At 37.1% G+C, this 16,234-nt stretch carries 12 protein-coding genes, 3 tRNA genes and 1 pseudogene; 2 read left to right on the forward strand and 14 right to left on the reverse strand.

Annotation, left to right across the window (positions count from 1 at the left end):
- The 3 genes and pseudogenes from ACFIMM_RS04765 to ACFIMM_RS04775 form a co-directional block, all read right to left on the reverse strand.
- Nucleotides 1–80 (reverse strand): annotated as a pseudogene (locus ACFIMM_RS04765) (elongation factor Tu); the annotation flags it as partial.
- A gap of 182 nt (nt 81–262) precedes the next feature.
- Nucleotides 263–336 (reverse strand) — tRNA-Gly (locus ACFIMM_RS04770).
- A 31-nt stretch (nt 337–367) separates the two neighbouring features.
- Nucleotides 368–451, reverse strand: a tRNA-Tyr gene (locus ACFIMM_RS04775).
- A 205-nt stretch (nt 452–656) separates the two neighbouring features.
- On the opposite strand from ACFIMM_RS04775, the gene ACFIMM_RS04780 reads away from it, so the two are divergent.
- A complete protein-coding gene (locus tag ACFIMM_RS04780) occupies nt 657–1,487 on the forward strand; it encodes a TrmH family RNA methyltransferase (protein ID WP_375612889.1) in 831 nt (276 codons plus the stop codon).
- On the opposite strand, the gene ACFIMM_RS04785 is transcribed toward ACFIMM_RS04780, so the two are convergent.
- The 6 genes from ACFIMM_RS04785 to ACFIMM_RS04810 form a co-directional block, all read right to left on the reverse strand.
- Nucleotides 1,484–2,215 carry a rhomboid family intramembrane serine protease gene (locus tag ACFIMM_RS04785; protein ID WP_375692644.1) on the reverse strand — a complete coding sequence of 244 codons (732 nt, stop codon included), beginning with the start codon at nt 2,213–2,215 and terminating at the stop codon, nt 1,484–1,486. The genes ACFIMM_RS04780 and ACFIMM_RS04785 overlap by 4 nt on opposite strands.
- A gap of 875 nt (nt 2,216–3,090) precedes the next feature.
- On the reverse strand, nt 3,091–3,465 hold the full coding sequence (locus ACFIMM_RS04790; protein ID WP_375692645.1) for a DUF2155 domain-containing protein: 375 nt from the start codon (nt 3,463–3,465) through the stop codon (nt 3,091–3,093).
- Between the two features lie 141 nt (nt 3,466–3,606).
- A complete protein-coding gene (locus ACFIMM_RS04795; RefSeq protein ID WP_375638123.1) occupies nt 3,607–4,005 on the reverse strand; it encodes an NADH:ubiquinone oxidoreductase subunit NDUFA12 in 399 nt (132 codons plus the stop codon).
- A 181-nt stretch (nt 4,006–4,186) separates the two neighbouring features.
- Nucleotides 4,187–5,686 carry an Asp-tRNA(Asn)/Glu-tRNA(Gln) amidotransferase subunit GatB gene (gene gatB / locus ACFIMM_RS04800; protein WP_375638122.1) on the reverse strand — a complete coding sequence of 500 codons (1,500 nt, stop codon included), beginning with the start codon at nt 5,684–5,686 and terminating at the stop codon, nt 4,187–4,189.
- 130 nt (nt 5,687–5,816) lie between these two features.
- Nucleotides 5,817–7,244, reverse strand: coding sequence for a trigger factor (gene tig / locus ACFIMM_RS04805; protein WP_375638121.1), 1,428 nt, complete (start codon nt 7,242–7,244; stop codon nt 5,817–5,819).
- Nucleotides 7,245–7,379: 135 nt separating this feature from the next.
- Nucleotides 7,380–7,462 (reverse strand) — tRNA-Leu (locus ACFIMM_RS04810).
- A 134-nt stretch (nt 7,463–7,596) separates the two neighbouring features.
- Between ACFIMM_RS04810 and trmFO the strand changes: the two genes are divergently transcribed.
- Entirely contained in the window at nt 7,597–9,009 is a 1,413-nt protein-coding gene (trmFO, locus tag ACFIMM_RS04815) for a methylenetetrahydrofolate--tRNA-(uracil(54)-C(5))-methyltransferase (FADH(2)-oxidizing) TrmFO (protein ID WP_375682448.1), read from the forward strand.
- Between the two features lie 1,056 nt (nt 9,010–10,065).
- On the opposite strand, the gene ACFIMM_RS04820 is transcribed toward trmFO, so the two are convergent.
- From ACFIMM_RS04820 to ACFIMM_RS04840, 5 genes are all read right to left on the reverse strand, one after another.
- Complete coding sequence (locus ACFIMM_RS04820) at nt 10,066–10,344, reverse strand: HU family DNA-binding protein (protein ID WP_375611283.1); 279 nt, start codon at nt 10,342–10,344, stop codon at nt 10,066–10,068.
- A 229-nt stretch (nt 10,345–10,573) separates the two neighbouring features.
- Nucleotides 10,574–13,000, reverse strand: coding sequence for an endopeptidase La (lon, locus tag ACFIMM_RS04825; protein ID WP_375628987.1), 2,427 nt, complete (start codon nt 12,998–13,000; stop codon nt 10,574–10,576).
- A gap of 183 nt (nt 13,001–13,183) precedes the next feature.
- The gene (gene clpX, locus ACFIMM_RS04830; protein ID WP_273723371.1) at nt 13,184–14,458 is read right to left on the reverse strand and encodes an ATP-dependent Clp protease ATP-binding subunit ClpX; all 1,275 of its coding nucleotides are present in this window, start codon (nt 14,456–14,458) and stop codon (nt 13,184–13,186) included.
- A gap of 182 nt (nt 14,459–14,640) precedes the next feature.
- Nucleotides 14,641–15,273, reverse strand: coding sequence for an ATP-dependent Clp endopeptidase proteolytic subunit ClpP (gene clpP / locus ACFIMM_RS04835; RefSeq protein ID WP_375611281.1), 633 nt, complete (start codon nt 15,271–15,273; stop codon nt 14,641–14,643).
- A gap of 147 nt (nt 15,274–15,420) precedes the next feature.
- Nucleotides 15,421–16,230 (reverse strand): hypothetical protein, encoded by an 810-nt coding sequence (locus ACFIMM_RS04840; protein WP_375682449.1) that lies wholly within the window; start codon nt 16,228–16,230, stop codon nt 15,421–15,423.
- Nucleotides 16,231–16,234 lie beyond the last annotated feature (4 nt).

Here is a 16,234-nt window from a genome sequence, read left to right on the forward strand (position 1 = left end):
GAGGTCTTCCCATGATCAACGTGACCAATCGTACCAATATTAACATGCGGTTTTGTTCGTTCAAACTTGCTCTTCGCCATTGCTATTAATCTCTTGTTTTATTCCCTATATTTTATTAGCACCTAGGGACAGTTCTGCAAAACTTAAGTCTGACCAGACTGTAAACAGCCGAATCACCACAACTCTTAGACGGAAAACCCCACCAAATCTATAAATGGAATATCCTCCATCATACCTATTTGCCCAATCATCAATAATCATTTGGAGCGGGTAGCGGGAATCGAACCCGCATATTCAGCTTGGAAGGCTGCTGCTCTACCATTGAGCTATACCCGCATGACCCACGTACTAACTCTCCTTCGATGAATGGTGGAGGGGGTTGGATTCGAACCAACGTAGCATACGCAACGGATTTACAGTCCGCCCCCTTTAACCACTCGGGCACCCCTCCATTACACCGATAAAGTCGCGCAATGAGACATCACGACAACCATCTTGAATACCCATTCAATTCAATCTGATTGCGAAGTGGTTATGACGATTACTATTGTATCTGTCAACAGAATAAATACAATTCTGTACAAATTTCCTGCTCATAATTTTAAATCATAGATTTTTTCTCTCTATTTTTCTTATTAACACGTTATAAAGAAGCTATGAAAGAAAAAACATCACAAAATTCTCATTATGCTCGTTTGCGTCGCCGATATCGCGATACAAAAGGCTCTCCTTCTCGATCTTTTACACACCCAAAGAAGAAAGCTGCTTCTTTACAGCAAGAGATCATCCATCTTTATGGCATTCATTCTGTTCAGGCTGCTTTAGAAAACCCAAAAAGAATTTTAAAATGTCTTTACGTTACACAAAATGCCTTAAAACGATTAAATATATCCGAATCAGATTATCCTTGCTCTGTTACATTATGCACCCCCAAATATCTTGATTCGCTTGTTGGAAGTGAGGCTGTTCATCAAGGTATTGTTTTGGAAACTCTCCCCCTCAAACCATGCAAACTGTCGGAACTAACCAATACTGATCTGGTCATTGTCATGGATCAAATTACCGATCCACATAATGTTGGCGCTATTATGCGCTCTGCAGTTGCATTGAAAGCTAAAGCACTTATTACAACTTGCCGTCACTCTCCCCACGAAAGCGGTGTTCTTGCGAAAGCGGCATCTGGAGCTCTGGAAATGATTCATTATATTACCGTACGAAACCTTGCTGAAGCTCTTCAAGAACTTCATCAAACAGGTTTTACAAGCTTTGGTCTCGATTCAGAAGGTGACCAACCTCTAGAAACAGCATTAACAGGGAATAAAATTGCTCTTGTTTTAGGAGCAGAAGGTAAAGGTTTACGTAAAAAAACACGCGAAACCGTTTGCGCTTTAACACGCCTTGACATGCCTGGAAATATTAAATCATTAAATGTTTCAAATGCAGCAACAATAGCTCTTTATGTGGCACATCAATATCTTAGATTCTAGTTTTTAATTTTTTGTGAAACATCAAACAAACCAACCAACAAAAAACCCGCAAAAAACCCGCCAATATGAGCTTCCCATGCTATTGAGATGCCATTTTCTTCAAACAAAATAGAAGAAATACCTATGATCAAATCAGTCGTCAGCCATACACTCATATAAACAAGCCCCCCCTTAGAACACAGAGCTTTTTTGACAGATAATAAAGGTCCTAAAAGTTTTTCGTTCTGCGCATTGACAGCTAGATTACCACTAGGAAAACCGTAACGTGCAATAGCACCCATCATTCCAGATACGGCACCTGACGCCCCAATAAGTGATATGGTACTTTCTTGATGAAATGTAAAATAAGTCAAAACAGAAATAACTGCCGTTAACACCCAAAAAATTAAAAAACGTAAAACACCAAAATGCCTTGCTAAAGGAGAGCCGAAAACCAAAAGCCAAACCATATTAAGAGCAATATGTTTAAAACTACTATGCATAAATGAATAACTCACCATGGTATAACAAAATGCTACAGGATCCCTCTTAAACAATGCTGGTATAAATGAAAAAAGCTCAAGGCTTTCAACATAAACATGATGAGAAAAATAATACTGAGAAATGCAATAAAGACAAAAACAAAATGCTATCAAAACAACTATAATAAATGGAACATTCAATAAGGGTTCTTTAGGTTGTTTTGGCAATCGGGAAACATCATTATGTTGGTGACTAGAAACTTTCATTGTATAAAATCTCGTATTTTTTAGAAAATGGGTTATACTTTATACAAAATAAATATACCATTCCCAGTGATGCAGAATCTTCTCAACGCCTCTTCGAAACCCCTTTTTAAATTTTCAATAGCTCTATATGAAAACACGTGTATTTTATACAAAAGATTTTAAAAAGCATGGATATCAAGAATATGATTTACAAACTTAGTGGTATCCTACTTACTTAAATGTGAAGTTACCATGCAATATACAAGAACTTACGAATAGACAAACTCACTTATGAGGTGGTGTATAATAAAAATATATAAACATTATTTTCTTACTAGAAATATATTGATTATTGCATTTTTTAACCAAGCTATACTTCGATTGATAAACTTTAAAGAATCTTAAATCTCAATTTTTCCATTAATATGGCCTGCATTGCTTCTACGCTTTGAACGAAAAACGACATCTCTATGAGAAAAATACCAATACAGCGTTCTCTAGATATAATAATTAGTGTTTCATGATAAATTACTTACTTGATAATCTGTTTCCCACATACATGCAAAAGCGTCAGTTCATCTCTTTAACAAATATAAACAAGCCTTTCATTTCAACCTTTAACAGATATAATTCAAGAACTGTCTCTTATGAAACACTTAAAAAATATGTTGATTCTAATGATGCATCTTTGAATTTAAACAGTTCATGACGGAATTTTTTATTCCTTTTTTAGACAGTGTTATTGACACATCCGCCACTTGTAACGCGCAAGAGAATAGTTTGGATTATTCAATATAAAAAAAATTAAATGAGGTAATCATAGGAATTTGCTATTAAGTTGTAAAATGATAAAGGACCATTATAAATCAATGTATTATAAATAGATAACACACTAATTATTGAAGAGGAAGATCTTGAGCATTCTGCTTGCAATCCTTTAACCACACATCATAAATAGGATGCTCAACAGCGTTCAAACCAGGACTATCTGCAAACATCCATCCTGTAAAAATACGCCGTATTTTTTTATCTAATGTTACTTCATTGACTTCAACAAAACCAGTTGTACGCGTGGGTTCATCTTTAGAGCTCGTATAACACGCACGTGGTGTTACCTGTAATGCGCCGTACTGATAAATTTTACCAAGAGTAACTTCAAAACGTGTGGTCCGTCCCGTGATTTTGTCAAGACCTGCAAAAACAGCAATTCCATTGCTAATACGCTCAGCCCGCACCCCATTATTTAAGGATAAAAACACTAAAATTTCCATAAAAAAAATATAAAAAAAATGCCTCGCCCCTAACAATAAAAAAAAATCTCATCATATCAAAATCAATCGCACCTTAAAAAATAATTCTTTTCATAACATAGAGTCAAATAAGACAAAAATACACACGCACATTAAAACATGTTATTTTTTAGGTGACCACGCATCATAATCTTCATGCACACAAGAACGCTCTCCATTGGAGGTGATAGCCCCCTTTGGTCGATAGTTCTCATTTGTTCCTGTCATATTGGCAACATGTGGCTTTTCCCATTCATAAGGATGATAATCCTCTTGTGTTGGTGGACACTCACAGCGATGATGAATCCAGCCATGCCAACCTGGTGGAATAGTAGAGGCCTCAGAATAGCCTTTATAGATAACCCAACGGTGCGGATAACCATCCTTATGAAGTCCTCCTTCATAATATATATTTCCAAATTGATCTTCCCCTATCCGCTTACCTTTGCGCCATGTGAAAAAACGCGTACCAATGGTATTGCCATTCCACCATGTGAAGATTTGCTTAAAAAAACGAGCCATCTGCTATTCCATTCATTTAGTGCGTTCATGAAATTAATCGTTGGAATAAAATTATTAACGATTGAAATTATCGAAAAAGTTACTAGTAAATTCAACTACAATTCCAATTGATAGGTTAACGTGCTATCCTTTAATTTCAAGAAGATATCATATGTATGGCTTCTTCTCCACCCCATAAAATTTAATCTATGCCAAGTTTCATCTTAACCAATTCATTAACAGCTTGGGGATTTGCCTTACCACCTGTTACTTTCATTACCTGTCCAACAAACCAACCAGCTAAAGCAGGTTTGTGCTTTGCTTGCGCAACTTTATCAGAATTATTGGCAACGATCTCATCAACAGCTCTTTCAATAGCCTTTGTATCCGTTACCTGCTTCATATTTCGTTCTTCTACAATTTGGCGTGCATCTCCCCCCTCATTCCAAATAATCTCAAAAAGATCTTTGGCAATTTTTCCAGAAATAACTCCTTCTTTTATAAGATCAATAATGCTTCCCAATTGATTTGGCGATACTGGTGACTCTTCAATCTCACGATTATCTTTATTTAAAGCCCCTAAAAGGTCGTTAATCACCCAATTGGCAACTATTTTTCCATCACGCCCACGCGCTACCTCTTCAAAATAATCAGCAATAGCCTTTTCTGTCACAAGAATGGAAGCATCATACACTGTCAATCCCATTTCCTTAACAAAACGTGCTTTTATAGCGTCAGGCAACTCTGGTAAGTCTGCTGCCAAAGCATCCACAAATGCTTGATCAAATTCTAACGGTAAAAGATCAGGATCAGGAAAATAACGATAGTCATGCGCTTCTTCCTTTGAGCGCATAGAGCGCGTTTCACCTTTAGCGGCATCAAAAAGCCGAGTCTCTTGATCTATGACGCCTCCATCTTCTAAAATTGCGATCTGACGACGCGCTTCATATTCAATTGCTTGACCAATAAAGCGAATAGAATTCACATTTTTAATTTCACAGCGCGTTCCAAAATTTTCACCAGGACGACGAACAGATACATTGACATCTGCACGCATAGAACCTTCATCCATATTGCCATCGCAAGTGCCCAAATAACGAACAATCGTACGCAATTTTGTCATATAGGCTTTGGCTTCATCTGATGAGCGCATATCAGGCTTGGAAACAATTTCCATAAGAGCAACACCAGAACGATTAAGATCTACAAAAGACATTGTTGGATGTTGATCGTGCATCGATTTTCCAGCATCTTGTTCAAGATGCAACCTCTCAATTCCCACTTCAATATCCTCAAATTGGCCATTCGAATCTGGACCAACAGATATAATAATCTTTCCCTCTCCCACAATCGGATAGCGAAATTGAGAAATCTGATACCCCTGCGGTAAATCTGGATAAAAATAGTTTTTGCGATCAAAAACAGATTTTAAATTAATATGCGCCTTTAATCCTAACCCCGTTCGAACCGCTTGACGAACACATTCTTGATTAAGAACAGGCAACATACCTGGCATGGCTGCATCAATAAGTGATACATGATTGTTCGGCTCTGCACCAAATTTGGTTGATGCTCCTGAAAAAAGTTTTGAATTTGATATGATTTGCGCATGAACTTCCATGCCAATGATGACTTCCCAATCACCTGTAACTCCAGAAATAAAACGCTTAGAATCAGGAGTACGCGTATCAATGATGCTCATTGCCAATCCACTACCAATATTTTAAAATTCACTCATGGCTTATCTAAAACCATTCTCTCAGTGCAATCCTAGGATATAAATCTTACAACACAAGCCCGATTTTATCGGGCTTGTGTTGTTTGCATAAATATTAAGCTTTTTTAGGAGCCTTTTTCTTAGCTGGTTTTTTCTCTGTAGACGTTTCTTTCACTTCAGACTTTTTCTTTGCCTGCTTTTCTTCAGGGACATCTGATTCGTCATATTCTTTCATCAACTCTTCAACCGTCACTTCTTTATCTGTGACTTTTATCTGTGCTAATAAATGATCAATGACCTTTTCTTCAAAAATCGGAGCACGTAGATTTTCAACAGCTTCCGGAGTCTTACGGAAAAAATCCATAATCTCTTTCTCTTGTCCTGGATATTGGCGAACCTGATCAAAAACTGCTGCTTTTAGCTCATCCTCACTAACTTTAACACCAACCTTCATTCCAATTTCAGAAAGCACCAAACCAAGACGAACACGACGCTGCGCAAGGACACGATATTCCTCACGTGCCTTTTCTTCTGTAATACCTTCATCTTCAAAACTGCGCCCAGCCTTTTTCAAATCATCATTAACCTGAGCCCATATATTGTTAAACTCAACCTCTAAAAGTTCTTCAGGAATCTCAAAATTATAATCAGCATCTAAAGCATCAAGAATTTGACGCTTAACTTTTTGACGTGTCACTGAACCATATTGGCTTTCAATCTGCCCACGAACGACCTCACGTAAGCGATCTAGAGACTCTAAACCAACTTTTTGCGCTGCTTCATCATCAATTTTTAATTCATCTGGTTTAAAGACAGCTTTGACAGTAATGTCAAACTCTGCTTCCCGTCCCGCCAAATGTGCCGCACTGTAATTATCAGGAAATTTAACAAAAATCGTTTTTACATCCCCAGCTTTCACACCAACCAATTGCTCTTCAAAACCAGGAATAAATTGTTTTGACCCAAGAATCAGTTGTGCATCACTATCTGCCCCACCTTCAAATGGAACGCCTTCAAGCTTACCTTGATAATCTATGGTAATGCGATCACCTTCTTCAGAATTCCCCTCTTTTAGAGAATAATTACGCGTAGAAGAAAGGACGCGATTGACTTGATCATCAATATCCTGTTCAGGAATAGTTGCAATTTCACGGATAACCTTAATATGTTCAAAATCTTTAATGTCAATTTTTGGTAAAACTTCATACTTTAAACTAAAAGTAAAATCAGCTTTGCCATCTAGAATTTTTTCATCTTCATCTATATCAATTTTTGGCTGCATCGCTGCACGTTCATTGCGGTCCGCTAAAATAGAACGGGGTGCATCACTGAGTATCTCATTGAGAATCTCCGCCATAAAGGATTTACCATACATTTTTCGCAAATGCCCACTAGGCACTTTACCGGGACGAAAACCATTAAGCTTGATTTTTCCCTTGGTATCATCCAATCGTTCATTCAACTTTTCTTCTAAATCTTTCGCTGGAACCACGATCTTAATTTCGCGCTTCAGTCCTTCATTAAGCGTCTCGGTAACCTGCATTAAACACCTTCATTTTTCTAAGGAGAGGGATCAACCCACTCTAATAATCATTACATTCTAACACTTCGAGTGTTACATTTACCATGAAGCGGAATTTCAGACACGTAGAAATCCGTAGCACTTAAGGGATTGCTTTGGTGCGGATGGAGGGACTCGAACCCCCACGGTCTCCCGCCAGAACCTAAATCTGGTGCGTCTACCAATTTCGCCACATCCGCTCAAACTTACAAGCTAATAACCTTATACAAGCGGCGTTTCTATACCATTAATTACAGAAAAAAAGCAAACAAATATATTAAAAAAAACAAAATCTATGCTTTTCATACATAACTGCTTACGCTAAAAGTCAATTATGTTAAAGACATTTGATATCCCAATTCATATCATCGGTGGCGGTCTTGCGGGGTGTGAAGCAAGCTGGCAAATCGCTCAGTCAGGAATTTCTGTTGTTTTGCATGAAATGCGACCCGAAAAAAAATCAGATGCCCATAAAACCGATAAATTGGCAGAACTGGTTTGTTCAAATTCGTTTCGTTGCGATGATTCATTAACAAATGCCGTAGGACTTTTACATGCTGAAATGCGATTAGCAAAATCGTTAATTATGAAAGCTGCTGATGCCAACAAAGTTCCCGCAGGTAGTGCTCTTGCTGTTGACCGTGATGGATTTTCAAAAACCGTTACGACAGCACTTGAAAACCACCCTCTTATAACAATCAAACGTGAAGAAGTTCAAGAAATTCCTAAAGCTTGGAAACATGTTGTCATTGCAACAGGCCCCCTTACATCGCCTGCACTTGCTCAAAAATTACAAGCAATAACCGGTATAAAAGCTCTTTCTTTTTTTGATGCAATTGCACCTATTATCCATACCGACAGTATTGATATCAACATTTGTTGGTATCAGTCTCGCTATGATAAAATTGGTCCTGAGGGAACAGGAAAAGATTATCTTAATTGTCCCCTCAACAAAGAACAATATGAAACATTCGTTGAAGCGTTAAAAAATGCTGAAAAAACAGAGTTTCGTGACTTTGAAAAAACGCCCTATTTTGATGGATGCCTCCCCATTGAAATTATGGCTGAGCGCGGACTTGAAACGTTAAGACATGGTCCTATGAAACCTATGGGCTTAACTAATGCCCATAACCCTACAGTTAAACCCTATGCCGTCGTTCAATTACGCCAAGATAATAAACTTGGAACGCTTTATAATATGGTCGGCTTTCAGACAAAATTGAAATATGGTGAACAAATTCGCATTTTTAGAATGATTCCCGGTCTTGAAAAAGCAGAGTTTGCGCGTCTTGGTGGTCTTCACCGCAATACCTACCTCAACTCGCCAATTATTCTTGATCAAACCCTTCGTTTAAAACAAAAAAAACAACTACGCTTTGCAGGGCAAATTACCGGATGTGAAGGTTATGTAGAATCAGCGGCAATAGGGCTTCTTGCTGGACGTTTTGCTGCTGCCGAATATCATCATATTTCCCCTTACCTACCCCCACAAACTACAGCATTCGGAGCCCTTTTGAATCATATTACAGGGGGACACATCATAGATGAAAAAGCAGAAACACAATCTTTTCAGCCAATGAATATCAATTTCGGACTCTTTCCGCCTATTGCTTCTATTAAACATTCAGGAAAACGCTTACCAAGTAAAGAAAAAAAATTAGTAAAAAAACAAGCCATAACAGCGAGAGCTCTCAATGATTGTACTCAGTGGTTAGCAAATAAAGAATCAAAGAGCTCCTGTTTATAAAAAACACACGATTCGCCTCTCTCCTACTGAATAGATCTTTATAACTCTCGTGAAAAAATCATTCTAAAGCCTTTTAAAGACTGTCTCCCCCAATCAATAAATACTACCCTACGTTTCATCATTTATTCAATTATGTAGATGCTGTAAAATAACTTTTGGCTATAAAAAAACTTTACCGCTATCAATAATTTAATATGATTTAATGACTAAAAACAAAATAATTATATAAACATATTATGAATAATCAAAATAAATAAATGGAGATACACAAGTAATACTGTACTATCTTTATTAATAGTTTTTATATTACGTAATGTATATTATTTTATAAGAGTAATTTTTCTGTTTTTTAACTTCCTCCCTCAAAATTTGTGATGTTCTCTCATTTTAACTCTTGTATGATGAAGGAAAAATACTCGCTTGCATATCACAAGTGAAATAAAGATATGGAAAAAATATTTGTAGGATAGAGCTGGAGCTATCTCTCCCCTCTCAAATGCCAAGAAAAATCCCAATATTAAAAACCAAATCTGAATATCAAAAGATTTTTTTATTTCAGGATCTTATAATAAATCAATAAAATTATCCTCTTGGTGCGTCACAAGAAAGGTTGGCGTATAAGAGTAAAAGAATAAAACTATCCCTTATGCACTCGTCTCAGATATCTGGGGCTAGTCGCAACATTATAGGAACTGAGAAAATAGATAGCAAGGTGGCACCAACATGCACTTTTATTAAGCGTAAATGGTGATATATAATAACTTTTATGGACTTTACAGAGTTTTCCGCTTCATATTATTTACGGATCTTGTTTTGAAATAAATACCGTAACACTTCAGCGTAATAAAAGTTAATATTACATTTTATAAGCCATACCCGCGCTCAATTAATAAAGTACAATATTTCATTGAAAAGACTAAAAACAATATATTTCAGCAATACATGAAAATAAAAAATATCGCAAGGATCTCAAAGTTTTATGTGAAAAACAAGCATAACACATGTGTTAAAAAAACCCGTTTATAAATAAATCGGGTTTTTTTAATGTAGCTTAAATTATTTTTTATTAACTGCTTCTTTAAGGCTTTTTCCTGCAGAAAATTTGGGTACAGAACGTGCTGGAATATCGATTTCAGCACCAGTTGAAGGATTACGCCCCTTTGTTGCAGCACGATGAGAAACTTCAAAAGTGCCAAAACCTGGAAGACGAACATCTCCCCCTGAAGCCAAAGCTTCTGTTACAGAAGCCATAAAAGCATCAACAACAGCACCAGCTTGCGCTTTCGAAACACCTGCCTTTTCAGCAACGGAGCTAACGAATTCACTTTTATTCATAAAATATTTCCTTTCCCTATATTACCTGAACATGACTTAATCATGTTATTGGTCAGTTTATTGAAAAGTACAGCAAACAGAAGTCTTATTTTTATCCAAAACATTGTTTTTTTAGCAATAATCACAGTTATTCACGGAATTTTTCACTTTTTCCAACAAAAAACAGAATAATAACCTCAACAACATCTTCTACCACCTAAAAAATGCCGTTATAAATGAGATAAGTGAATCAGTGCGCAATCTGTATTCCTTCACTATCACTGCTCTCTGACCGGATTGGCACAGCCCCTGTAGAGGGTTCTTTCCATTCAATAGTGTCTGGAAAACGAACCAAAGCGTGTTTCAAAACTTCACTCACATGATTTACCGGAATAATTTCCATATTATTTTTGACATCATCAGGAATATCAACCAAATCTTTTGCATTTTCTTCAGGAATAAGTACTTTTTTTATCCCTCCTCGAAGAGCTGCTAAGAGTTTTTCTTTTAATCCACCAATGGGTAAAACGCGTCCACGTAAAGTAATTTCACCAGTCATTGCAATATCTTTATGCACAGCTACTCCTGTAAGGACCGAAACAATTGCTGTCACCATTGCAATCCCAGCCGATGGGCCATCTTTTGGTGTCGCACCCTCTGGAACATGAACATGGATATCGCGTTTTTCAAAAAGTGGAGGTTCAATACCAAAATCAACAGCACGAGAACGTACATAAGATGCTGCCGCTGAAATGGACTCTTTCATAATATCACGTAAATTTCCAGTTACAGTCATCTTCCCTTTGCCGGGCATCATAACTCCTTCAATAGTCAATAACTCTCCACCGACTTCTGTCCACGCAAGACCTGTTACAACACCAACTTGATTTTCTCCTTCAATCTGATTGTAATGATAACGTTTAACACCCAAGAAATCATGAATATTACTTTCTGTAACTTTTACAGATTTTTGATGTGTTTTGAGAATTTTTGTAACGGATTTGCGGGAAATTTTCATGAGTTCACGTTCAAGGTTACGAACGCCTGCCTCACGTGTATAAAACTGAATAATTGACCTTAGTGCGCCATCAGAAATACTGAGTTCTTTTTTAGATAAACAGTGATCTTTTAGTGCCTTTGGTAAAAGATGCTGTTTAACAATTTCCATTTTCTCACATTCAGTATAACCAGCGATACGAATAATTTCCATACGATCCATTAACGGACCTGGAATATTAAGCGTATTGGCAGTTGTGATAAACATGACATCAGAAAGATCATATTCAACTTCCAAATAGTGATCAATGAATGTACCATTTTGTTCAGGATCAAGAACTTCTAATAAAGCGGATGAAGGATCACCACGAAAATCTTGGCCCATTTTATCAATTTCATCAAGCAAGAAAAGCGGATTAGATTTTTTTGCTTTTTTCATAGACTGGATAATTTTCCCAGGCATCGAGCCAATATATGTTCGGCGATGTCCACGAATTTCTGCTTCATCTCGGACACCTCCCAATGAGATACGAACATACTCACGTCCCGTTGCCTTTGCAATAGAGCGCGCTAATGATGTTTTCCCTACACCTGGAGGACCTAACAAACAAATAATGGGACCTTTTATCTTTGACGCGCGACTTTGTACGGCCAAATATTCAATAATTCGCTCCTTAACTTTTTCAAGACCAAAATGTTCATTATTCATGACCTTTTCAGCAAAATCTAAATTGTTTTTAATCTTAGATTTTTTACCCCAAGGCATTGCTAATAACCAATCAAGATAGTTACGTACAACTGTCGCTTCTGCAGACATAGGAGACATATTCCGTAATTTTCTCAATTCTGCTCCAGCTTTTTCCTGTGCTTCCTTGGATAGTTTTGTATTCTTGATACGTTCTTCTAATTCAGAGAGTTCATCTCGGCTATCATCACCTGCTCCTAACTCTTTTTGAATAGCCTTCATCTGCTCATTGAGATAATATTCTCGTTGGTTTTTTTCCATTTGCCGTTTAACATGCGAACGAATACGTTTTTCAACCTGCAAAACAGAAATTTCTCCTTCCATGAAGGACAAAACACGTTCAAGACGGGCCCGCACAGGTAAGAGCTCTAATATTTCCTGTTTTTCTGCCAGTTTAATCATCAAATGAGAAGCAATCGTATCGGCAAGCTTAGAAGGATTATCAAGCTGGCCAATCGCATTCACAACTTCAGGAGAGATTTTTTTATTAAGCTTTACATAGTTTTCAAAATAAGTAATCACTGACCTTGAAAGAGCTTCAATCTCAACATCACTCTCTCTAGGTTCTTCTGTAACAGTTGCAAAAGCCTGATGATAACCTTCACTTAAAGAAAATTGACTAATTTTTGCACGTGCAGTTCCTTCAACCAAAACCTTTACAGTACCATCAGGAAGCTTTAAAAGTTGAAGAATATTAGCAAATGTACCAATATGATAAACATCCTCTGATTTTGGATCGTCATCAGAAGCATTTTTTTGTGTCACCAATAGTATTTGCTTATCAACCGCCATCGTTTCTTCAAGAGCACGAATTGATTTTTCGCGGCCCACAAAAAGTGGAACAATCATATGGGGGAAGACAACAATATCACGAAGAGGTAAAACAGCATAAACCCCATCTCTTACTTCATCTGTCTTTTCATCAATATATTGCATAACTCTCCTTTCTGGAGCCTATGAGCTATCTACAACAATTAGCCCACCTTTAGAAAATCTCAGCTCTTCACTGTACATGAAGTGGTAATTACTCATACATAAATCAAGCATTATAATGATATTATTAGAAACACCTATCAAATACCGTTCACTACCACCTTTTATATTGTGCATCGCACAATGTCATGCTGATACATTTTCTTTATCTTCTGCACGTTCTGAGTAAATATAAAGAGGACGCGCTTTACCATCAACGACATCACTCGAAATAACCACTTTTTGAACGCCTTCAAGAGCCGGTAGCTCAAACATCGTCTCAAGAAGGATCTTCTCCATAATAGAACGTAAACCACGAGCACCAGTTTTACGTTCAATTGCTTTCTTTGCAATAACACGTAAAGCATCTTCATGAAATGCTAACTCAACATTCTCCATTTCAAAAAGACGCTGATATTGCTTTACTAACGCATTTTTAGGTTGGGATAAAATTTGCATGAGGGCGTTAACATCTAAATCCTCTAAGGTAGCGACTATAGGAAGCCGCCCAATAAATTCTGGTATTAAACCAAATTTAATAAGATCTTCAGGCTCTAAATCACGAAAAATTTCACCGACACAACGCTCATCCGGAGCCTTAACAGTCGCAGAAAAACCAATAGAAGTTTTTTCACCACGCCCTGAAATAATCCGTTCTAAACCTGCAAAAGCTCCCCCACAAATGAATAAGATGTTTGTGGTGTCAACCTGAAGAAACTCTTGTTGCGGATGCTTACGTCCACCTTGAGGAGGAACAGAAGCAATCGTTCCTTCCATAATTTTTAATAATGCTTGCTGAACTCCTTCCCCCGAAACATCTCTTGTAATAGAAGGATTGTCTGCTTTACGAGAAATCTTATCAACCTCATCAATATAAACAATACCACGCTGCGCACGTTCAACATTATAATCTGCTGCTTGAAGAAGCTTCAAAATAATATTTTCAACATCTTCTCCCACATAACCCGCTTCAGTCAAAGTGGTCGCATCCGCCATCGTAAAAGGCACATCAATAATACGTGCTAATGTTTGTGCAAGATAAGTTTTACCACAACCCGTTGGACCAACAAGAAGAATATTTGATTTAGCCAACTCAATATCATTGCTTTTAGACTGATGCGCCAACCGTTTATAATGATTATGAACAGCAACAGAAAGAACACGCTTTGCATGCTGCTGACCAATAACATAGTCATCAAGAACTGTTATAATTTCCTGTGGCGTAGGAACACCATCACGCACCTTAACCCCAGAAGACTTATTTTCTTCCCGAATAATATCCATGCAAAGCTCTACACATTCATCACAGATAAATACAGTAGGCCCCGCAATGAGCTTACGCACCTCATGCTGACTCTTGCCGCAGAACGAGCAATAGAGAGTATTTTTTGATTCGTTCCCGCTATTGCTAATTTTGCTCATTTTTCTTTCCTTTCACCACAATATATGAACACTTTGCCTTTTCAAAGGAAGCCTTTCATCATGAAAACTAAAAGACATATAGAAAACCATGCATGTCTCAATACTTTTAGGTGTTTCTCTTATTTTGCGATATTTTTTATAAAACTCTTGATTTAAAGTAGCTGTTTTTTCTATAAAAATTCTTAATCTTTTTCTTCTTTTTCAGTTTCTGCACGGTATTGTATAACATCATCAACTAAGCCAAACGCTTTGGCTTCTTCTGCTGTCATAAAATGATCGCGATCGAGAGTTCTCTCTATAACCTCATAATCTTGACTCGTATGTTGAACATAAATTTCATTTAAACGCCGTTTCATCTTTATAATATCTTGCGCATGTCGCTCAATATCTGAAGCTTGACCTTGAAAACCACCAGATGGTTGATGCACCATAATACGTGCGTTTGGCAATGTAAAACGATGACCTTTTGCTCCAGCCGTTAATAATAAAGACCCCATAGATGCCGCTTGCCCCATGCAAAGCGTAGAAACAGGAGGGCGAATAAACTGCATAGTATCATAAATAGCCATACCAGATGTTACGACACCACCTGGAGAATTAATATAAAGACTAATTTCTTTTTTAGGATTTTCCGCTTCCAAAAAAAGCAATTGTGCACAAACAAGCATTGCCATACCATCTTCAACAGGTCCATTAATAAAAATAATCCGTTCCTTTAAAAGACGGGAAAAAATATCATAGGCCCGTTCACCACGATTTGTTTGTTCAATAACCATAGGAACAAGGCTTAATGCTGTTTTCATTGGATCACTCATATTTTTACTTTCCGTTCATATAACAACCGCTCTTTACACATTCAATGTTTTTGTCCATATGTTAACATTACTCTCTTGTGCAAGCTACAATCAAGAGATTGTATAAGATAGATTAAAATCTCAATAGTTAAAATAGCAATAATAACTCTACCTAAACAAATGATGAACATCCGGAATGCGAGATACCGCCCAATGGTAAAAACTTCCTTCCTGAGGTCTTTTCGTAGTCTTTGTCTTTCTGTGAATATGAAAACCTATCAAGCGTGAATCTGTAAGCGGCTTTACGCCAAAAGCTGGTTCAAAAATACGTTCAGTTTTTCGCCCAGTCCAATAATAAAAAGTTTCCTTTTCCTTTGCTTCATGAAAAAAACCATATCGTTTTGCTAATCGTGAAATACCATCATTGCCAAATATTGTAACGCCAAGATTTCCCGGTAAAATCGGCATGTTTTTCCTCTTTAACCAGAACGGTCTCCAAACACGACGCTTAAACCCAAGCCAATGAGGAATAATTTCTGCACCTGCCCAATAATCCTCAAATATTTTTATAATAGGGTTATTGGGCGGAAAATAAAGTGCAGAAACGCCTACTCTTGTATTATTTTCTCTTGCCAACCAAACCTTATCCGCATCTGGATGAAATTGTTTAACAAGGTCAACATCTGTATCTAACCAAACACCTTGTTGATATTTCATCAGCATAACACGAAAAAAATCCGAGAACTGAACAATTGTACACCCTAGTTTATCATCAGAAAAATCGGGATCAAGGCGATAAATTGCTGAGCGTGGTAAAATTGATTCGGCTTCATACAGCTCAACACCAGCAGGGAGATTATCTATTTTTTTATCATAACTAAAAAGCTTAACGCGCTGTCCAGTTTTAACCATTGAAGACAAACAAAGCCTATCTACCAATCTTAATTGTCCACTATACCAAAAAGTACAAATATCCATAGAT

This window comes from Bartonella sp. AP258QHHD (genome assembly GCF_042196145.1).
GTDB lineage: Bacteria > Pseudomonadota > Alphaproteobacteria > Rhizobiales > Rhizobiaceae > Bartonella.